Source organism: Psychroserpens sp. AS72 (assembly GCF_038900375.1).
Lineage (GTDB): Bacteria > Bacteroidota > Bacteroidia > Flavobacteriales > Flavobacteriaceae > Psychroserpens.
Genome location: NZ_JBBMRC010000008.1, coordinates 52,360 through 72,387 on the forward strand (window position 1 = coordinate 52,360; position 20,028 = coordinate 72,387).

Here is a 20,028-nt window from a genome sequence, read left to right on the forward strand (position 1 = left end):
CACATAGGCAGTTTTTATTATTAACTATAAATTATACAAATGAAAAATTTAACATACTTTGTATTGCTAGGTATACTGGCAATGCAACCACTTTTTGCACAACATACATTAACAGGTAACATTACAGATGCTCAAACAAATGAAAGCCTAGCTTTTGTAAATATCTATTTTCCGCAGTTAGAAAAAGGCACAAATTCTAATGAAAATGGAGAATTTTCTATTGATAATATTCCCTCCGGAAATCATAAACTCGTCATTTCGTTTGTTGGTTATGAAACGTTTGCTAAAACGATTTCATTTCCAGTGTCAGAACCTTTAATCATTCAATTAAATCCGTCTGCTATTGAAATGGAGCAGATTATTATTTCAACACCTTTTCATAAACTTCAGAGTGAAAACGTGATGAAAGTGGAGCGACAAAGTATTAAAGAAATGAAAGCAAGTGGAGCTGTAAACATTTCCGAAGGTATTACAAACATCGCAGGAGTTTCTAGCGTGAGCACAGGTTTGAGCATTGGTAAACCTGTAATTAGAGGTTTGAGTTCTAATCGTGTTTTGGTGTATGCACAAGGCGTGCGATTAGAAAATCAGCAATTTGGAGATGAACATGGTTTAGGACTCAACGATGCAGGAGTTGAAAGCGTTGAAGTGATCAAAGGACCTGCTTCCCTACTCTATGGTAGTGATGCTTTAGGAGGTGTTTTGTATTTAAATCCTGAACGTTTTTCTGCAGAAAATTCTTCCGAAGGAAACATAAGAGCCACCTATTTTACAAACACGCAAGGTTACAATACTAGTGCTGGTTATAAATCGTCTGGATCAGATTTTAAATACATTTTTAGAGGAAGTGTTTCAGAGCATTCAGATTATGAAACTCAAGATTACAGAGTGACAAATACGCGTTTTAGAGAACAAGATTTTAAAGCAGGTATTGGATATCAAAAAAATAAATTTAAAACCGAATTACGCTACAATATCAACCAATCTAAATTAGGAATTCCAGAAGACATTGGCGATCAAAATACAAATAGAACTCCTCTTGAGCCCTTTCAGGAATTGACAAATCATATTTTTAGTTCAAAATCTACAGTGTTTTTTAACAATTCTAGTTTAGACCTAACGATTGGTTATTTGTATAATGACAGAAAGGAATTTGAAGATCATCATCATGGTGATGAAGATGAACATGAAGACGACGATCATGAAGAGGAAGTACATGAAGAAGACGAAGCTGCAGCACTTCATATGAAGTTAAAAACGTTTAATTATGATGCAAAATATCATCTTCCACATATTGGTAAATTTGAGACTATTGTTGGTGTACAAGGAATGAACCAAGTTAATACAAATTATGGTGAAGAGTTGTTAATACCAAATGCTACTACAAATGATATTGGTGTTTTAGCAACATCTCACATTCATTTTGAAACTATTGACATACAATTAGGCGCACGATTTGACAATAGGTCTATTACTATAAATGATCGCATTAATAAAGATTTTAATAGCTTTAATGGTGCCTTCGGAATGAAAACAAATCTCTTCAAAAATGTGACAGCACGTTTAAATTTGGCTAGCGGATTTAGAGCACCAAATTTAGCAGAATTAGCATCAGACGGAACACACGAAGGAACCAACCGTTATGAAATTGGAAACTTAGATTTAAACAACGAACAAAATCTTCAAGTTGATTTAGCTTTAGAGTATAAAAATGAACACGTCGAGATTTTCGCTAATGCTTTTTATAATAGCATAAACGATTATATTTTTTTAAGTCCTGATGGTAACTTTATTAATGAAGATCCTGTGTATGTTTATCTACAAGATAATGCGAGATTGTATGGTGGAGAATTTGGATTTCATTTCCATCCACATCCACTAGATTGGTTACATGTTGAAACGAGCTTTGAAACCGTTACAGGACAATTAGAAGATGATAGTTATTTACCATTAATTCCTGCAAACTCATTACACAATACACTACGTGTTGAATTTGAAAAAGAATGGTTTAAGCAAGGTTATGCTTTTGTAAAGTACAGCTCAACATTTAATCAAAATAATGTGAGTGCTTTTGAAACGCCTACTGCTGCTTATAATCTATTAAGTGCTGGTTTTGGTGGCACGATTAAAGTCTTTAAAAATGATTTAGAGGTTTCTGTATCTGCAACTAATATTACAGATGAGAAATACATTAATCATTTATCGAGATTAAAAGCCGATGGTATTTTAAATATGGGACGCAATATTAGTTTTGGATTGAATTATACGTTGTAATTCTTTTTGACTTATAAAAAAATCCCACTAACTAGTGGGATTTTTTGTGTTTTAGATTGTGTTATTAAACATTCTATTAACCTTATCTTTACAAAACAGAATTAGAAGAATCTTTTTTTGAATACTCACTTGGTATATTCCACAGCACTATTGTCTTCATGATTAAACATGTCAAAATTACCCAAAGCGCATAAATTCATTGATCTTTCAGATTATGGAAGACCTATAGCTAAACGTATCGCTAAATCATTAAAAAACACTAGCTTCACTCCTATTCACGTTACTATTGCATTTATCATTTCTGGATTAATTGGAGTTGCTTGTATACTTTTAGGTTATTTCTGGCTCGCTGCTTTCTTTTTAATTTTCAAATCTATTTTAGATGCTGCAGATGGTGAATTGGCGAGAATAAAAGAGACACCTTCGTATGTAGGACGTTATTTAGACTCGGTTGCAGATATTATTTTGAATGCTATTATTTTAATGGCTGTTTGGTATATTACCGATTTGCATTTATGGATGACTATTTTGGCGTTTATTGGTTTACAACTTCAAGGCACGTTGTACAATTACTACTATGTGATTTTAAGAAATCAGTTTGATGGTGATACGACAAGCAGAGTTTTTGAAAACAAAACACCTCAAGCTTTAGAAGGTGAAAAACAAAGTCATGTCAATATTCTATTTAGACTTTATAAAATTCTCTACGGAAACTTTGACAACGCTATTTACGCTCTAGACAAGAATGCATCCAGAGGAAAAATAACACCCAATTGGCTCATGACTGCTATTTCTACTTTCGGGTTAGGATTTCAACTATTACTTATTGCAATCTTTTTGGTCTTAGGATGGAAGGATTATATCATCCCGTTTTTTATTGGGTATTCAATGATGATCTTTGTATTTGTTTGGATTAGGAAGGGGTTTTATGGAAAGTAATTTTTAGTATGAGCTCACTTTTTTAATACTTCCATCTGTATTATATGTTTTCCAAATACCAACTTTTTTACCATTAATTCTCTGACCTTCTTTTTTTAGATAATAATCACATTTCACATTGTCATATCTAAAATCACTGTCTTTAACAGTTATAGTCAAGTGCTTTTCTTTCTCAAAAAACGATTTCAAATCTATAGCATTTGAATCAATTTTTAGTGTTTGAGTCTCAAACCATAAATTACCATCACCATAATAATATTTACAAGAAAGTAAAATTCCGAAATCATCATATTTATGCTCTACAGCAATAGATCCATCTCTATAATATTCTATCCGTTTTCCTGAGTAATAAGAATAAATATAATCGCCAAATTCATATTCATAGACAGTACCAATCTCTTTTTGGTTTCCATTGCTATACTTTAAGTCAATATGAATAGTATCTGATGGCTTTAAATTAGACGTTAGATTTATTAATCTTTCTGAGTGCTGAGAATAACACTGTAAACTCAAAAATAAAATAATAAAGATTAATGGTTTAATATTCATTCAAATGATTAATGATTTAACTAACATCAATAATAGTCTCTTCCGTTACCTTTTCCGAAGAAAAAACAAATGTATATAACCACATAAGTGTAAATGTTGGGATAACGTCAAAAAATGGTAAAGCTTCCTCAACGAATGAGATAGTTGCAGCTATTTTTCCTTTTCTACCTTTATAAAGTTTGGTCATTAACCAAGCAGATGCTGGTGCCCAAACAAAATCAAATGGTGGGAAAATAAATGAAACATAACCTAAAGCGTCAAATAAGATACTAAATGCTAATTTTTTTGTTTTTGATGTGTTCTCTAATGTCATAAATTGTATTGTAATTTATTAACTATAAAGCAAAAAACATTCCAAAATTGAAACTATGACAACTTAGCGTTGATAAGATTTAAAAATTCGGTTCTAGTTTCTATGTTTTCAAAAGCACCTCTAAATCCTGATGTAGTAGTTACAGAGTTCTGTTTTTGAACACCTCGCATCATCATGCACATATGAGAAGCTTCAATAACGACTGCAACTCCTGCAGGTTTTAGCGTATCATTAATACAATCTAAAATTTGATGCGTCAATCGTTCTTGTACTTGGAGTCTGCGAGCAAAAACATCTACAATTCTTGGTAGCTTACTTAAACCTACAATATGTCCGTTAGGAATATATGCAATGTGCGCTTTTCCGAAGAAAGGAAGAATATGATGCTCACAAAGCGAATACAACTCAATATCTTTAACAATTACCATATCGTTATAGGATTCCTTAAACATGGCTCCTTTTAAAATTTTGGCAGCATCTTGATTGTAACCTTGAGTTAAAAACTGCATTGCTTTTGAGGCACGTTCTGGAGTTTTCAACAAGCCTTCTCGCTTTGTATCTTCTCCCAAATCTTCAATAATTTGCTGGTAACGCTTTTTCACATCGTCTGTGACTTGCATGTTATATTCTTCAAAATTTTTATATGGCATCGTCTATTAGAATTTATAATTAATAAAAGTAAGTAAAAAAAATCACACAAAACTTACACTCATATGGACTAAACCATAACAATAACATTCATTTTAACGTTTGTTTATGAAAATTAAGCCCTTTCATAATTAGATTTGTAACACCTGACTGTAACACGCTAAATTTTTTGGTGTCTTTATTAGAATAAGACACTAATCATCAATCAATAAATCAATGAATTTTCAATCATTCTTTGCTGCCTTTTTTTTACTATGCACATTATCTTATGCACAAGAAAAGAAGCAATTACAAATAGAACGAACCACAACACCTCCAAAAATAGATGGCATTTTAGATGATGCTGTTTGGCAAACTGCTCAAGAAGCCAAAGGGTTTACACAGTTTAGACCAGATGCTGGAGTTAAGGATTCTTTAGAAAATCGTACAGTTATAAAAATGACTTATGATGATAAAGCGATTTACGTTGCTGCATATTTATATGATGATCCATCAAAAATAATGAGGCAATTAACGAGTAGAGATGATTTTGGACAATCAGATTTTTTCGGACTCATACTCAACCCAAACAACGATTCTCAAAACGATACCGAGTTTTTTGTATTTAGCTCTGGAACACAAGCAGATGCTGTATCAAACCCAAGTAATGGAGAAGATTTTGGATGGAATGCAGTTTGGGATAGTAAAGTGAAAATTAATGATGATGGTTGGGTTGTAGAGATGGAAATCCCTTATCGTTGTTTGCGTTTTTCTAACCAAGAAGTACAAACTTGGGGAATTCAATTTCACAGACAATTTAGACGTTATCGTTCTCAATACACATGGAATCCCATAGATATCACCAAAGGAAATATTGGTTTGTATCATGGAGAACTCACAGGTATTGAAAACATAGAACCTCCTACTCGATTATCTTTTTATCCGTTTTCTACTGGAATCATAAATAGTTTTGATGGAAACACAGAAACCGATTTAAAATTTGGTTTAGATGTTAAATACGGGATTACAGAGAATTTTACGTTGGATATGACTTTGGTTCCAGATTTTAGCCAAGCAGGTTTTGATAACCTATCATTAAACTTAGGACCTTTTGAACAAACCTTCTCTGAGCAACGTCAGTTTTTTACAGAAGGTGTAGATCTCTTTAGTAAAGGAAATCTATTTTTCTCCAGACGTGTTGGTAGCAGACCATCAGGAAGCGTATCACTCAATGAAAATGAAGTTACAACAGAACGACCAAACACGGTTAAAGTACTAAATGCTGCTAAAGTTTCTGGACGAACAAAAAAAGGCCTAGGAATTGGATTTTTTAATGCCATTACAGAAAAAACATTCGCTACATCTAGAGATACAATTACTGGAGTATCTAGAGAACAATTGATAGAACCATTATCAAATTATAATATTTTGGTTTTAGATCAACAATTTAATCAAAACTCATCTATAAGTTTAGTAAATACAAATGTGACTAGAGATGGCCATTTTAGAGATGCAAATGTGACTGCATTAATTGCTGATATCACAAATAAAAAAAATACATACAACATATATGGTCAAGCTAAAATGAGTCATGTTAACCATTTAGAAGGCACGACATCTGGATATAGCACGTTTGCTTATGTTGGAAAAACTCATGGAAATTATAGGTATAGTTTTGATCATAGTTATGCAGATACCAAATATGACATCAATGATTTAGGACTTCTAAATAGAAATAATTACAATAATTTTGGAGTTGATTTTAGCCACAGAATTTTTGAACCTACTAAAAATTTCATCAGTAGGAGTTGGAGCACCTACATTAACTACACAAGATTAGCAGATCCAGGTGAGTTTACTGGATTTGGATTTGGTGGTAACATGAACTTTCAGCTAAAAGAAAAACTCCACGGTTTTGGTGGTAGTTTAAATCTTCTTGCAGGAAAGCAATACGATTATTTTGAAGCCAGACAAGACAACCGTTTTTTCGTTTATGAAAATCGTATGAATGGTAGTGTTTATTTTTCTTCAAATTACAATAAAGTATTTGCTTATGACATCAATGTTGGAGGTGTTTTATTTTTTGAAGATGGCAGAAACACTAAAGAATATTGGATTGGCATAGACCCAAGAGTTAGAATTAGCGATAAGTTTTTAGTGATCTACTCTTTTGACATCAACAAAGTGTATAAAGACAGAGGTTATGCTAATAATTCCAACAGTTTAGATGACGAAATAGTATTTGGACAACGTGACCAAACTACAGTTGTAAATCAAGTGAGAGGAACTTATAATTTTAATCCGTTTCATGCCTTAGGTTTGACATTTAGAAACTATTGGTCTACCGTTGATTATGATGATGAGGTTTATTTTTTAGAGGAAAACGGCCAGCTCCAAAACACAGGTAACACTTATGACAGTTTAGGCTTAGATAGTTCTAATGTTAACTTCAGCACATGGAATTTAGATTTAAACTACACTTGGCAATTTGCACCAGGAAGTTTTTTAACTGCATTATATAGAAATCAATTATTTAATAGTGATAGAGAAGCATTACGACGTTATAATGAAAGTTTAAACACCCTTTTTGAGCAACCTATTTTACATTCGTTTTCATTAAGACTTCAATATTTTATTGATTATAATAATGTCAAAGGCATCTTTAAAAAGAGAGACAAAAATGTTGATAAACTAAGTAGTCTGTCTCAAAATCATCAGAGACAATCTCGGTTTTTATAAATTACGTTAATTCAGATTAAAGTAGTAATTTCGAAATTCATTTCTACTAGATGATTAAAGCAAAAAACATTCATAAATATTACGGTGATTTACACGTTTTAAAAGGTGTCGATTTAAATATTGCAAAAGGTGAAGTTGTATCTATTGTTGGTGCTTCTGGAGCTGGAAAAACAACCTTACTACAAATCATTGGAACCTTAGATCAAATTGAGAAAAACAGCTCTAGTGAGCTGGTGATTAATGATGTGTCTATTCCAAAATTAGGAGATAAAGCTTTAGCAAAATTTAGAAATGAGCATATTGGTTTTATATTTCAGTTTCACCAATTATTACCAGAGTTTACCGCTTTAGAAAATGTTTGTATTCCTGCGTTTATCTTCGGAAAATCGCAATCGCAAGCCGAAACTCGAGCTAAAGAATTATTAGACTTTTTGGGATTATCGCATCGATACCATCATAAACCAAATGAATTATCAGGAGGTGAACAACAACGCGTTGCAGTGGCTAGAGCTTTAGTAAACAATCCTAGTTTGATTTTTGCCGATGAACCATCAGGAAATCTAGACAGTGAAGCTGCCGAAAACCTTCACAACCTCTTTTTTAAACTACGTGATGAATTTGGTCAAACCTTTGTTATCGTTACTCATAACGACGAATTAGCAGATATGGCAGACCGAAAATTGACGATGGTTGATGGGAAGATTGTTGGGTAATTTTTATTTATTTTAAAAGTAATTTCCACAATCCATCTTCATAAATAATATCTATATCAAAGACCTCTTCTTTATTATAGTAAACTACAAGTTTGTCATAATAATCAATAAAGTGATATGTGAATAAATTTAAATTGTAATCACCTAATTTCTTTTGAAATAGTTTTTTCACTTCATTAAATTTAGTATTCCAAAAATCATTATCATCAATATTTTTATTGACAGTCCTGCTAAATGATTTTTTAAATAACAGAATAGAATCCGTTTTAATAGCTAGTAGAACATTCTCAAAAGATTTACTTTGATCTATTTGTTTTTCTTGACTATAACCAACTATGGTTACTAATAAAATGAAACATAAAACAGTTATTTTCTTCATGTATCAAATTTAAAAACTTACTCCACAACAATCAAACTCCTAGCCTCAATCTTAACACGATCTCCAAACGTAAAATCAAAATAATTGGCATTGCCTTTAATTTCTTTGACCTCTAATTTAGCACGTCCTGTTTCTAGTCCGTTTTTGTCAAATACTTTTACACGAAGAATTCCGTCGTAATCTTTATCAAAAATAAGATATAAGGTCAGTAAGTTATTAGTTCCACCTAATGGATTATCTGTAATCTCAAACTTCCCTGTAGACAAACCATTTTCTATTAAACTTGGAGATAATTTAACTTTAGCTTCAAGGGTTTTATCGATCCCTTCAGATATACCTTCAACAAACTCAGTTGCCGATTTACCAACGACTTCTCCTCCAGCATTTATGGTTTCTTGGGTTTTATTTTTGACGCGCTCACAAGAGAACAACATTAAAAATGTAAAAGCAAATACGTATATTAAAGATTTCATAAAAATTAGTTTATGTGACAAAAATACTAGAATTTTCAGTAATTATGGATTTTGTTTCATAGTATAAAGAAACTTAATTTTAATAATAAAAACCTAAAACCATTTGAACAAAAAAGACCTAAAAGAATTTCTAGACTCTAAAGTAGAGCAATACAATCATCCTAGATTTATTGAGAGTGATCCTATTCAAATTCCGCATCAATTTTCTAAAAAGGAAGACATTGAAATTTCAGGATTCTTAACGGCTACCATTGCTTGGGGAAATCGTAAAAGCATCATCAATAATGCTAATAAAATGATGAACTTTCTCGATCAATCGCCTCACGATTTCATTTTAAATCATGAAGATAGTGACTTAGAAAAACTGCTACCTTTTGTTCATAGAACCTTTAATGGCAACGATTTTATTCAGTTTATTAAAAGTTTAAAACATATTTATACAAATCATAACGGATTAGAAGCTCTGTTTTCAAATAGTTCTGAAGCACAAAACTTTCAGCACGCTATCCACAATTTCAAAAACATCTTTTTTGAGATTGATCATTTAGAACGCACAAAAAAACATGTGAGTGATCCGCTTAAAAATTCCGCAGCAAAACGCATCAATATGTATTTACGTTGGATGGTAAGACAGGATAATAATGGTGTAGATTTTGGGATCTGGAAAAGCATCTCTCCTGCCCTTTTATCGTGTCCTTTAGATGTGCACTCCGGAAATGTGGCTAGAAAATTAAAACTCTTAAAACGCAAACAAAATGATGGTAAAGCACTATTTGAACTCGATACTGCTTTACGGAAACTAGATCCTAAAGATCCTGTAAAATATGATTTTGCGCTATTTGGATTAGGCGTTTTTGAAGGATTTTAAATTTATAAAACCAACTATTTTTTTTTTACGTAAATATATTCACTCAAATCAATAAATTAATTATATGCAAAGCCCAAAATTACCAACAAATGAGCTACAGCGTTTAGAAGCAGTAAAATCCTATAGTATTTTAGATACACTTCCAGAAAGTGATTATGATAATATCACAAAATTAATTGCGAGTATTTGTGACGTTCCTATTTCATTAATTACCGTTTTAGATGAAAACCGAAACTTCTTTAAATCACATTTTGGAATCCCTTTTAGTGAATCACCTAGAGACATCTCTTTTTGCGGACATGCTATTTTACAAGATGACATATTAATAATTCCAGATGCTCGTTTAGATGAGCGTTTTATAGATAATCCTTTAATTAAAGACTTTAATGCAATCTTTTATGCTGGTATGCCTTTGGTTAATCCTGATGGCTATCAACTTGGAAGCCTTTGTGTTTTTGATCATAAGCCTAGAGTTCTTACCACTAACCAAATTGATGCCTTAAAAATTTTAAGTCAACAAGTGGTTAATCTTTTTGAACTTCGGACGAAAAATGAAATACTCGAAAAAGCGAAGCAAGAATTAGAAAAGCGAAATGATAAATTAAACTCATTTGCAAGTCATGTCTCTCATGATTTAAAATCACCTTTAGCAAATATTATCTCGTTAACGGGTTTGATTCGAGATGAAAACAAAAACAATTTCTCTGATGAATCTAAAGAATATATCAGTTACATCGAAGAGTCTACAACGATACTTAATGATTACATTGATGGTATTTTATTGCACTATAAAGCAGATGAATTATTAAAATCAAAAAGAGAGGATGTTAATCTTGATGATCTTTCCGAAGATATTAAACTGATTCTCATTTCTAAAACAGACGAATTGAAGTTTCCAAAAGGTCTAACCGTTAATAATATCAATAAAGCTGCATTGTCACAAATTTTAATTAATCTCGTTGATAACGCTTTAAAATATAACGATAAACCAAAACGTTTAGTTGAAATTACGTACACATCAAATTTGTTTAAACATCAATTTAGTGTAAAAGATAATGGCATTGGTATCCCAAAAGATAAACAAGCTTACATTTTTGAAATCTTTAAAACAGTTAAAAATGACTTCGGAAAATCGAGTACTGGTATTGGTTTAAGTACTGTAAAAGATTTAGTTGAGAAATTGGGTGGAGACATTTCAGTAGAATCAACCGAAGGAAAAGGAAGCACGTTTTCTTTTATACTTGCCAAATAAATAAACTGTACATTTTAGAAAACGAATAAATCTCTGATAATAAAAAAGCCGATAAACATTAATGCCTATCGGCTTTTTAAATACGTTTCAATTTTTAATTAGCCCTTTAACCAAGCTTTTCTAAGTTCTTCCTGTTTAGCTGTTGCATTGTCTGCTTCTACTAATTTTATAACCATTGTATAGGATTGTGTCAATGTTGTTATTACAACGATATCTTTCCCATCTCTATCTAGTACAACATTAATCTCTTGTCCTGGTTCCCATTGATACATTGCACCAAGCATAGCCTGAGCATTTACAACAGTTAACGCTTCTCCATTTATTGTTTTGATAACATCACCTGGTAAAACACCTTGATCTGCCCAAAAGCTATTGTTTTTTACACCTTCTGAAAAGAAAATTACCAATTTTTCACGATCTCCATCAAAGATAAATCCCTTACCATCTTGTATGTAAGACGTTTCTACTTTTACATTTTTATACTCTACTCCTACTTTTTCAAAAAACTTAGCATAGTCAATTGGAGTCGTTCCAACTACATGTGTATTTAAAAACTCACCAACAGATGGGTAGGTCATTGCAGTAATTTCTGCGATAAGATTATCATCAACAAATGGTTTTTCTTTACCATATTTAGCAGATAATTCTTTCATAAGAGATAACATACTTCTGTTACCATTACTCTCTTCTCGCATTAAAATATCGATGCACATCCCAATTAATGCTCCTTTATCATAGACATTTAAATAATTTGATGCATAAGGCTCATCAATAACGTTTTCACTCATTGTAGTAAAACTCATAGTATCATCCATTCTCATAGATCGCTTAATTTTTTGGTCCATAACAGTGAAAAATAGTTCAGCATCAATCAAACCTTCATATACTTGAAAATGTTGAGCAAAGTACTCAGTTACACCTTCATACATCCATAAATGCTTAGAAAATGTTGGTTCGTAATAATCAAAATAATGTACATCTTCAGAATGTACAGATAAAGGTGTTACAATATGAAAAAACTCATGTGCAACAACATCAACCATAGAGGCTGCTAATTGATCTTTTGTAGAATGTTCAGGCAATACAACTACAGTAGATGTATGATGTTCTAAAGCTCCAAAACCTTTAGGAGCACCTTGGCTTCCATCTGATAAATACAAGTAAATATCATAACGAGGTGTTGTATTCACATCACCTAAATACGCTTTTTGAGCTTCCATCATTTTATAAACAGTCTCTTTCATACTAGCTGCAGTATGTATTTTATTTGGAGAATAAACACTCAATACAATTTTTATATCACCTACCATAAATTCTTCAACATCCAACTTACCATACATCATTGGGTTATCTGTAATATCAAAATAACGTGGTGCAAAATAAGAGGTCGTGATTTTAGTACCATCACTACTAGATTTTGTGTTTGTGGTTTGTAAAGCAGATGTACGCTCAAAACTTGCTGGTGCAGTGACATCTAATGTGTATTGTGCGTTTTTTAAAGAATCAAAATACCCAATAAAACCATGAAGATTCAATACATAATTATCAGGTTCTATATTTGTTCCTGATGGAGAAAAAGGTTGTTCTCCACCAATACCTCCTACGGCTTCCTGATCAAAAGTGTCATTGACCAAATATTCAATTTTGTCAAGTTTTGTTGCGTCAAGAATCGTCCATGTATTATCATCTACTCGTGTTACTTCTAATTCATTTCCATTGTAATCTAAGGCTTTAAAATCATCAACGTATTTACCAAAATCGCTAATTGAGTAGGTTCCTTGTACTACTTTTGGCATTCTATATGTTACAGTTTCTACAGTAAAACGTCCTGGATTTATAATCACAGGAGCTCTATCGTCTTGTATTGAAGATAAATTAATAGACGTTGTAATTGGGTTGGCAGTTGCCAAATCATTTACCGTAGATTTTGAACCTCCACAAGAGATTAACAAAGCACCTAAAGCAAAAGTTGATAAAATATATTTCATTGTTATAAATAATTAGTTTTTATTTTCAATTTTAGTCTTGCAAAACTACAATGTGTTACTACTATTTTAGCTAAGGTTTTGTTAAAAATGGTACTTTTGTAACATGCACAAACCGCTCATTAGCATCCTCACGCCTTTTAAAAATACGTCTCAGTATTTGACAGAATGTTTAGACTCTATAATCAATCAAAGCTATCCACATTGGGAGTTACTCATTGTTGACGACCATTCTACAGATGAGAGTTATAAAACGGTTCTCGCTTTCGCGGAAATGGATAATCGCATAAAACTGATAAAAAATTCAGGTCATGGTATTATTGAAGCCTTACGTTTAGCGTATTCTGAAAGTAACGGAACCTTCATCACAAGAATGGATAGTGATGACATCATGCATCCAGAAAAGTTAAGCGTGATGCTTAAAGATTTGCAAACGCATGGTAAAAAACATATTGCTTTAGGTTTGGTCCAATATTTTAGTGAAAATGGTATTGGTGACGGTTACGCTAAATATGAATCTTGGTTAAACGGATTAACATTAAAAGGCAAAAATTACTCTGAAATCTATAAAGAATGCGTCATCCCATCACCTTGTTGGATGCTACATCGTGATGATTTAGAATTATGTGGCGCTTTTACACCCAATCGTTATCCAGAAGATTATGACTTAACATTTCGGTTTTATAAGCATGAAATGAGCTGCATTCCTACCCATACCCTTTTACATTATTGGAGAGATTATAGTACAAGAGCATCAAGAACAGATGATCATTATGCCGAAAATCACTTCCTAGAACTCAAGGTCGATTATTTTTTAGAACTTAATCACGACGCTTCAAGACCATTAACAATTTGGGGAGCAGGACAAAAAGGAAAAAAAGTTGCGAAACTTTTGAAACAAAAAGGCATAACATTTATATGGATTTGTGACAATCCTAAAAAAATTAGTAAGCATATTTATGACGAGCTACTCTATAGTTTTGAGCATTTAAAAACTTTAGATCATCCTCAATGTATTGTCAGTGTAGCTAATACTGAGGCTCAAATTGAAATTAAAAGATATTTTAATACTCTGAAAATGGAGTCTATGGTAGATTATTTCTTTTTCTGTTGAAAAGTTAAAATTCTCAAAACCAAAACCCACAAATCCCTTATCATTTTCTATATTTGAATTATTAATATAATACCAGTTATTAATTTTAATTGGTAAGTCGTATAACAATCCCAAAAACAGGAATGCAGTTTAAACATCCAGAACTTCTTTACGCTTTACTCCTGCTCATCATTCCTATTATTGTTCACTTATTTCAGCTTAGAAAATTTAAGAGTGTTCCGTTTACTAATGTTCAGTTTTTAAAGGAACTAACGATACAAACGCGTAAAAGTTCACAAATTAAAAAATGGCTGACCTTAATTACAAGGATGTTGCTTCTAGCTTGTGTAATTATTGCATTTGCTCAACCCTATATTTCAAATTCAGATAGTTTTAATACCAAAAGCGAAACTGTAATCTATCTCGATAATTCATTTAGCATGCAATCGCCAAGTAATAATGGGAGTTTGCTCAATACAGCTATTCAAGATATTATAGAAAATATTGATGAGAATGAGCAAATTTCAATTTTCACTAATGATGCTAATTTTAATAAAACAACTGTAAAAGCAATTAAGAATGATTTAATCCAATTAAAACATTCTCCAAATCAATTGGCTTATGATGCTGCTGTTTTAAAAGCAAAGCAATTGTTTTCAAACGATGAGAGTTCTATTAAAAATTTGGTTCTAGTATCCGATTTTCAACAAAAAGCCGAAAGTCTTACAGCTACAAATGATAGCTTAATCAATTTAAAACTTGTACAACTTTTACCATCAAATCGAAATAATATCGCAATTGATAGTGTTTACATTTCTAAAACTACAGTTGAAAATTTAGAGCTCACAGTTCGGTTAAAAAATCATGGTGATGCCATTGAAACCTTACCTGTGTCTTTATTTAATGATGATAAACTCATTGCTAAAACGGCTGTTGACATTACAGATGAGGCATCGACAAGCTTTACTATACCTGCAAATTCCATATTTAATGGTAGACTCGTTATTGATGATAGTAACCTTCAATATGATAATACCCTATACTTTAATATTGATCAACGAGAAAAAATAAATGTACTTAGTATAAATGAAGCAGATGATACATTTCTTCAAAAAATTTATACTAGTGATGAATTTCAATATACAGCCTCAAATTTTAGCGCACTCAATTATAATACTTTAGAACAACAAAATTTAATCATTTTAAATGAGTTAAAAGATATACCAAGCTCATTGACAACTGCTCTAAAATCGTTTACAGATAATGGTGGAAAACTATTAATTATTCCTTCAAATGACATTAAAATTAATACTTATAACCTACTTTTTAATAGCTTTGGACTATCTAGTTTTGGTACATTAAATTCCGTTGAAAAGAAAATTACAACCATTAATTATTCACATCCATTATTAACTAATGTTTTTGACAAACGGGTTTCTAATTTTCAGTATCCAAAAGTAAATGGGTTTTATGCAAATGCAACCAACTCAACAGCTTCAATTCTAAGTTATGAAGATGGTACATCCTTTCTCGCTCAAAGTGGAAATGCCTATCGATTTTCCGCAGCAATAGAAGATAAAAATTCTAATTTTAAGAATTCACCACTTATTGTTCCTGTGCTATATAACATTGGAAAACAAAGTTTAAAAACTGGAGATTTATACTATACAATAGGAAAAGAAAACACGATAGATGTTGCTACACAATTGCAACAAGACGATATTTTGACTTTGGTAAATGGTGAGAATTCTGTGATTCCATTGCAACAAACTTATGATAACAAAGTAGAGTTAATCACAAATACATATCCAGATATTGCTGGTATTATTTCGGTAAAAAATAAAGATACGTTTCTTAAAAATTTGAGTTTTAATTTTGATCGTAGCGAAAGTAATCTTAACTATTTTGACGTTCAAACTATTGCGAACACGAGTTTGGATAATTCTGTAGCATCTGCAATAAGCGAGATTAAAAGTGCGACGAATGTTAACGAACTATGGAAATGGTTTGTTATTTTTGCAGTGATTTTCTTAATCATTGAAATGCTCATCTTAAAATTTCTAAAATGAACGTACTTGTAAAATCTGCCACTATAGTTGACCCTAAAAGCGATTTTCACAATCAAACCGTTGATATTCTAATTGAAAAGGGATTGATTTCTCAAATTTCAAAACGCATTCAAAATCCTAAAAACTACAAAGTAATTACTTTAGACAACCTTCATGTGTCACAAGGTTGGTTTGATAGTTCGGTAAGTTTTGGAGAACCTGGATTTGAAGAACGTGAGACGATTGAAAACGGACTTAAAACTGCTGCATACTCAGGATTTACTACTGTTGCAGTGAATTCAAACACCAATCCTGTAATTGATAGTTATGCAGATATTTCTTTTCTGAAATCTAAATCATCAAATAATGCTGTCCAATTATTACCAATTGGAGCTTTGACAAAGCATAGTGATGGGATTGATTTAGCTGAACTTTTTGATATGACTTCTGCAGGAGCTGTTGCTTTTTATGATTATCAGAAACCAATTGCTAATCCAAACTTGATGAAAGTCGCTTTACAATATGCTAGCAATTTTGGTGGTTTGGTTTGCTCATTTCCGCAGGAATCAAAAATAACAGGATTAGGCGTCATGAATGAAAACGTGACGAGTACTTCATTGGGTTTAAAAGGAAATCCGGCTTTAGCAGAAGAATTACAAATCGCCAGAGACTTATTCATTTTAGAGTATACCGAAGGTAAATTGCATATTCCAACCATTTCTACTGCGAAATCGGTGGAACTAATTAGAGCTGCTAAACAGAAAAAATTAGACGTGACGTGTAGCGTTGCGATTCACAACTTGGTATTTACAGATGAAAATCTAACAACATTTGACACTAACTATAAAGTATTGCCTCCATTGAGAACGCAAAACGATATTGACGCGTTAATTATCGGACTCAAAGACGGAACAATCGATATGGTCACAAGCGATCACAATCCAATAGACATCGAGCATAAAAAGATAGAATTTGATTATGCAAAGTATGGAACAATAGGTTTAGAAAGTGCTTTTGGAGCTTTGAACTCTATATTTACCATTAAAAAAACTATTGAATTACTTACAAAAGGAAAAGACCGTTTTAATGTTGAAAGCGCTCCAGTTACTATTGGAAACAAAGCTAATTTAACATTGTTTAATCCTAATGACACGTATACTTTTTCTTCGAAAAACATCATTTCTACTTCCAAAAATTCTATGTTTTTAAACCAAGACTTAAAAGGAACCGTTTACGGAATTATCTCAAGCAATCAATTGATTTTAAAATAAAAAATGGAAAACACTACAAATAAAAATAACGATTACATGGCAATCGTAGCATACCTCACATTAATTGGTACTTTGATTGCTTTTTTTATGAATCGTGAAGTAAGAAACCCGTTAGTATCTTTTCACATTCGTCAAGCCCTAGGTTTATTAATATTACAATTGATGTTAGGTTCTTTTATTGGAGCTTTTGATAGTTGGATGATATCCATTTCATTCTATATTTTCTTTTTCGCTCTTTTCATCTACGGAATAATTGGAGCTGCCGGAAAAAAAATGAACGAAGTCCCAATTTTAGGACCATATTTTCAGAAACTTTTTTCAACAATCGGACAATAATTTATGAACTCACAATTACACTACATCACTAGACCCTCTTCACTAAAAGAAAACGCTCCACTATTAATCATGCTGCATGGTTATGGTAGCGACGAGAACGATTTATTTTCGTTTGCGAAAGAATTACCAGAAGAGTTGTTTATCATTTCTGTGAGAGCGCCTCATCCAATGCAACCTTACGGAAATGCTTGGTATGCCATCAATTTTGATGCCAATCAAAACAAGTGGAATGATGTTGAACAAGCTTTAGAATCTAGAGATAATATTGCTCAATTTATTGATGAAGCGTGTGCTGAGTATCCAGTAAATAAAGATAACGTTACACTTTTAGGATTTAGTCAAGGTACCATTTTAAGTTATGCTGTGGCACTTACCTATCCAGAAAAAGTTAAGAATATCATCGCTTTAAGTGGTTATATTAGTGAAGATATGCTTAATGATAATTTAGAAGACAACGATTACTCTAATCTAGATTTTTATTGTTCCCACGGAAGTGTAGATCAAGTCATTCCAGTAGATTGGGCAAGAAAAGCACCTGTGTTTTTAAACAAACTCAATATTAAAAATACCTTTTCAGAATTCCCTGTAGGTCATGGTGTTGCACCTCAAAACTTTTATGAGTTTAAGAGCTGGTTGGAAACTAGAATTTGATTATGAGAATCAGTTTCGTAATTTTAATCGGTTTTGTTTTTTTTATATCCTGTAATCAAAATGGTGATATCTATAAAACAAAAACAGGAGCTTATGCTTCTGATTCCGGTAGATTTGAGGCTAGATTCCCTTCAGTTCCACTTCTCGATATTGAAAATATAAAGGATGGAGATTATGATTTTCAAGTATTTAATTATAAATCTATTTTAGAACCACATCAAATTTTTAGTGTTGATTATCGTGACTATCCTTCTGAAATATTTAAAGATATATCTGACGAAGATTTTTTAAATAATATTGCCACAAATTACATTTCAAGTATATCAATAAATCTTAAATTTGGTGATATAGAGACTATTGAAGATAAAGATTTTAAAGGTATCTATTTAAAATTTAAGCCAAGGGAGCATCCTGATGTAAAACCAATGGCTCATGTGAAGATTATAAAAAAAGAAAATCGAGTTTACTATATTAGTTATGTAGGTTCATATAATGATAAAATTGATACATTTATGAAATCTTTCAAAATAAAGAAATTAAGTATTTAGTGTTACTTCCTACAAACCTTTTAAATAACTAGAACCATGAACAAATATCTACTCACAAACCAAGAAAGTGAACGTTTACAGTATAGATTAGTCACCAAAGACGACTATGATACATGGTTACCACTATTCAAAGAAAAAAACGTTGATAAATTTCTAGGCATGCCAAGCGGTTTATCACAAACCGAACAATGTGACTATTGGTTCAAAAAAGTTTGGCATAGATATGAAAACAATCTTGGAGGCATGAATGCACTCATAGATAAACAAACAGGAGAATTTATTGGACAAAGCGGATTATTAATTCAAACCGTTGAAGACGAAGAACGATTAGAAGTTGGTTACTCTATTCTTCCAAAATTTTGGGGAAAAGGTTACGCTCAAGAAGCTGCTAAAAAATGTAGAGACTTTTGTTTTGAGCATAATTTCACAGATAATGTGATTTCTATGATGCATGTTGATAATATTGCTTCGGAAATCGTCGCCATCAAAAACGGAATGTCCTTAGAAAAACAAGTTGACGTGTATAAAGTATTTAGTATTACTCGAGAGGAATGGACTAAGAAATAAAAATTGATTTTATGATAAAAAAAGTATTAGCTTTAGTAATCATAGTTGTTTTTAGCAGTTGTAATACTGATAAACCTGTGTATTATAATTATTCATCTGAAAATTTGAAAATTGAAAAGCTTTGTGAAAACCTTTTTAAACATATTTCATATTTAGATACTGAAAACTACGGAAAAGTCCCATGCAATGGTATCATCTATTTTAATCAAAACGACGTCATAATTTTTGATACTCCAGTTAATGATATAGCATCTGCCGAATTAATAAACTGGATTGGTAAAAAAGATTTAAAAGTGATAGTTTCTACTCATTTTCATAACGATTGCCTTGGTGGATTGAAAGAATTTCATTCTAAAAAATTTGAATCTTATGCCAACAACTTAACCATTAAACTTGCTTAAAA

General features: G+C 31.7%; 20 protein-coding genes. 14 read left to right on the forward strand and 6 right to left on the reverse strand.

The window, feature by feature from the left end; translation table 11 throughout:
* The first annotated feature begins 39 nt into the window (after positions 1-39).
* Together WNY78_RS14005 and WNY78_RS14010 are read left to right on the forward strand one after the other, a co-directional pair.
* A complete protein-coding gene (locus WNY78_RS14005) occupies positions 40-2,274 on the forward strand; it encodes a TonB-dependent receptor (protein WP_342873835.1) in 2,235 nt (744 codons plus the stop codon).
* 168 nt (positions 2,275-2,442) lie between these two features.
* Positions 2,443-3,213, forward strand: coding sequence for a CDP-alcohol phosphatidyltransferase family protein (locus WNY78_RS14010; protein WP_342873836.1), 771 nt, complete (start codon positions 2,443-2,445; stop codon positions 3,211-3,213).
* A 3-nt stretch (positions 3,214-3,216) separates the two neighbouring features.
* Here the strand turns inward: WNY78_RS14010 and WNY78_RS14015 are convergent, their stop codons facing one another.
* From WNY78_RS14015 to folE, 3 genes are read right to left on the reverse strand one after another with little or no spacing between them, the layout of a single operon-like run.
* Positions 3,217-3,762: a hypothetical protein gene (locus WNY78_RS14015; RefSeq protein WP_342873837.1), complete on the reverse strand. Its 546-nt coding sequence runs from the start codon at positions 3,760-3,762 to the stop codon at positions 3,217-3,219.
* A 16-nt stretch (positions 3,763-3,778) separates the two neighbouring features.
* Entirely contained in the window at positions 3,779-4,075 is a 297-nt protein-coding gene (locus WNY78_RS14020) for a hypothetical protein (RefSeq protein ID WP_342873838.1), read from the reverse strand.
* 53 nt (positions 4,076-4,128) lie between these two features.
* Positions 4,129-4,725: a GTP cyclohydrolase I FolE gene (gene folE / locus WNY78_RS14025; protein WP_342873839.1), complete on the reverse strand. Its 597-nt coding sequence runs from the start codon at positions 4,723-4,725 to the stop codon at positions 4,129-4,131.
* 214 nt (positions 4,726-4,939) lie between these two features.
* Between folE and WNY78_RS14030 the strand changes: the two genes are divergently transcribed.
* Both WNY78_RS14030 and WNY78_RS14035 read left to right on the forward strand, forming a co-directional pair.
* Complete coding sequence (locus WNY78_RS14030; RefSeq protein ID WP_342873840.1) at positions 4,940-7,441, forward strand: DUF5916 domain-containing protein; 2,502 nt, start codon at positions 4,940-4,942, stop codon at positions 7,439-7,441.
* Between the two features lie 50 nt (positions 7,442-7,491).
* Positions 7,492-8,154: an ABC transporter ATP-binding protein gene (locus tag WNY78_RS14035; protein ID WP_342873841.1), complete on the forward strand. Its 663-nt coding sequence runs from the start codon at positions 7,492-7,494 to the stop codon at positions 8,152-8,154.
* Positions 8,155-8,161: 7 nt separating this feature from the next.
* Here the strand turns inward: WNY78_RS14035 and WNY78_RS14040 are convergent, their stop codons facing one another.
* The gene (locus WNY78_RS14040) at positions 8,162-8,533 is read right to left on the reverse strand and encodes a hypothetical protein (protein WP_342873842.1); all 372 of its coding nucleotides are present in this window, start codon (positions 8,531-8,533) and stop codon (positions 8,162-8,164) included.
* 17 nt (positions 8,534-8,550) lie between these two features.
* Positions 8,551-9,006: a hypothetical protein gene (locus WNY78_RS14045; RefSeq protein WP_342873843.1), complete on the reverse strand. Its 456-nt coding sequence runs from the start codon at positions 9,004-9,006 to the stop codon at positions 8,551-8,553.
* A gap of 103 nt (positions 9,007-9,109) precedes the next feature.
* On the opposite strand from WNY78_RS14045, the gene WNY78_RS14050 reads away from it, so the two are divergent.
* Positions 9,110-9,874: a TIGR02757 family protein gene (locus WNY78_RS14050; protein ID WP_342873844.1), complete on the forward strand. Its 765-nt coding sequence runs from the start codon at positions 9,110-9,112 to the stop codon at positions 9,872-9,874.
* A 64-nt stretch (positions 9,875-9,938) separates the two neighbouring features.
* On the forward strand, positions 9,939-11,126 hold the full coding sequence (locus WNY78_RS14055) for a GAF domain-containing sensor histidine kinase (RefSeq protein WP_342873845.1): 1,188 nt from the start codon (positions 9,939-9,941) through the stop codon (positions 11,124-11,126).
* A 98-nt stretch (positions 11,127-11,224) separates the two neighbouring features.
* On the opposite strand, the gene WNY78_RS14060 is transcribed toward WNY78_RS14055, so the two are convergent.
* Complete coding sequence (locus WNY78_RS14060; protein WP_342873846.1) at positions 11,225-13,114, reverse strand: peptidase M61; 1,890 nt, start codon at positions 13,112-13,114, stop codon at positions 11,225-11,227.
* Between the two features lie 103 nt (positions 13,115-13,217).
* Between WNY78_RS14060 and WNY78_RS14065 the strand changes: the two genes are divergently transcribed.
* The 8 genes from WNY78_RS14065 (at position 13,218) to WNY78_RS14100 (ending at position 20,026) form a co-directional block, all read left to right on the forward strand.
* Complete coding sequence (locus tag WNY78_RS14065) at positions 13,218-14,225, forward strand: glycosyltransferase family 2 protein (RefSeq protein ID WP_342873847.1); 1,008 nt, start codon at positions 13,218-13,220, stop codon at positions 14,223-14,225.
* 122 nt (positions 14,226-14,347) lie between these two features.
* A complete protein-coding gene (locus WNY78_RS14070; RefSeq protein WP_342873848.1) occupies positions 14,348-16,273 on the forward strand; it encodes a BatA domain-containing protein in 1,926 nt (641 codons plus the stop codon).
* A complete protein-coding gene (locus WNY78_RS14075) occupies positions 16,270-17,523 on the forward strand; it encodes a dihydroorotase (protein WP_342873849.1) in 1,254 nt (417 codons plus the stop codon). The genes WNY78_RS14070 and WNY78_RS14075 overlap by 4 nt, the downstream gene beginning before the upstream one ends.
* Positions 17,524-17,526: 3 nt before the next feature.
* Positions 17,527-17,859: a hypothetical protein gene (locus WNY78_RS14080; RefSeq protein ID WP_342873850.1), complete on the forward strand. Its 333-nt coding sequence runs from the start codon at positions 17,527-17,529 to the stop codon at positions 17,857-17,859.
* 3 nt (positions 17,860-17,862) lie between these two features.
* The gene (locus WNY78_RS14085) at positions 17,863-18,510 is read left to right on the forward strand and encodes an alpha/beta fold hydrolase (protein ID WP_342873851.1); all 648 of its coding nucleotides are present in this window, start codon (positions 17,863-17,865) and stop codon (positions 18,508-18,510) included.
* 2 nt (positions 18,511-18,512) lie between these two features.
* Entirely contained in the window at positions 18,513-19,058 is a 546-nt protein-coding gene (locus WNY78_RS14090; protein ID WP_342873852.1) for a hypothetical protein, read from the forward strand.
* A gap of 36 nt (positions 19,059-19,094) precedes the next feature.
* Positions 19,095-19,625: a GNAT family N-acetyltransferase gene (locus WNY78_RS14095; protein WP_342873853.1), complete on the forward strand. Its 531-nt coding sequence runs from the start codon at positions 19,095-19,097 to the stop codon at positions 19,623-19,625.
* A gap of 11 nt (positions 19,626-19,636) precedes the next feature.
* Positions 19,637-20,026 carry a hypothetical protein gene (locus WNY78_RS14100; protein ID WP_342873854.1) on the forward strand — a complete coding sequence of 130 codons (390 nt, stop codon included), beginning with the start codon at positions 19,637-19,639 and terminating at the stop codon, positions 20,024-20,026.
* Positions 20,027-20,028: the final 2 nt, after the last annotated feature.

Coding starts and splice junctions, on each gene's coding strand:
- WNY78_RS14090 (WP_342873852.1), top strand. CDS start 18,513: ATGAGAATCAGTTTCGTAATTTTAATCGGTTTTGTTTTTTTTATATCC.
- WNY78_RS14065 (WP_342873847.1), top strand. CDS start 13,218: ATGCACAAACCGCTCATTAGCATCCTCACGCCTTTTAAAAATACGTCT.
- WNY78_RS14080 (WP_342873850.1), top strand. CDS start 17,527: ATGGAAAACACTACAAATAAAAATAACGATTACATGGCAATCGTAGCA.
- WNY78_RS14060 (WP_342873846.1), bottom strand. CDS start 13,114: ATGAAATATATTTTATCAACTTTTGCTTTAGGTGCTTTGTTAATCTCT.
- WNY78_RS14040 (WP_342873842.1), bottom strand. CDS start 8,533: ATGAAGAAAATAACTGTTTTATGTTTCATTTTATTAGTAACCATAGTT.
- WNY78_RS14070 (WP_342873848.1), top strand. CDS start 14,348: ATGCAGTTTAAACATCCAGAACTTCTTTACGCTTTACTCCTGCTCATC.
- WNY78_RS14005 (WP_342873835.1), top strand. CDS start 40: ATGAAAAATTTAACATACTTTGTATTGCTAGGTATACTGGCAATGCAA.
- WNY78_RS14055 (WP_342873845.1), top strand. CDS start 9,939: ATGCAAAGCCCAAAATTACCAACAAATGAGCTACAGCGTTTAGAAGCA.
- WNY78_RS14010 (WP_342873836.1), top strand. CDS start 2,443: ATGTCAAAATTACCCAAAGCGCATAAATTCATTGATCTTTCAGATTAT.
- WNY78_RS14100 (WP_342873854.1), top strand. CDS start 19,637: ATGATAAAAAAAGTATTAGCTTTAGTAATCATAGTTGTTTTTAGCAGT.
- folE (WP_342873839.1), bottom strand. CDS start 4,725: ATGCCATATAAAAATTTTGAAGAATATAACATGCAAGTCACAGACGAT.
- WNY78_RS14095 (WP_342873853.1), top strand. CDS start 19,095: ATGAACAAATATCTACTCACAAACCAAGAAAGTGAACGTTTACAGTAT.
- WNY78_RS14020 (WP_342873838.1), bottom strand. CDS start 4,075: ATGACATTAGAGAACACATCAAAAACAAAAAAATTAGCATTTAGTATC.
- WNY78_RS14030 (WP_342873840.1), top strand. CDS start 4,940: ATGAATTTTCAATCATTCTTTGCTGCCTTTTTTTTACTATGCACATTA.
- WNY78_RS14015 (WP_342873837.1), bottom strand. CDS start 3,762: ATGAATATTAAACCATTAATCTTTATTATTTTATTTTTGAGTTTACAG.
- WNY78_RS14035 (WP_342873841.1), top strand. CDS start 7,492: ATGATTAAAGCAAAAAACATTCATAAATATTACGGTGATTTACACGTT.
- WNY78_RS14085 (WP_342873851.1), top strand. CDS start 17,863: ATGAACTCACAATTACACTACATCACTAGACCCTCTTCACTAAAAGAA.
- WNY78_RS14045 (WP_342873843.1), bottom strand. CDS start 9,006: ATGAAATCTTTAATATACGTATTTGCTTTTACATTTTTAATGTTGTTC.
- WNY78_RS14075 (WP_342873849.1), top strand. CDS start 16,270: ATGAACGTACTTGTAAAATCTGCCACTATAGTTGACCCTAAAAGCGAT.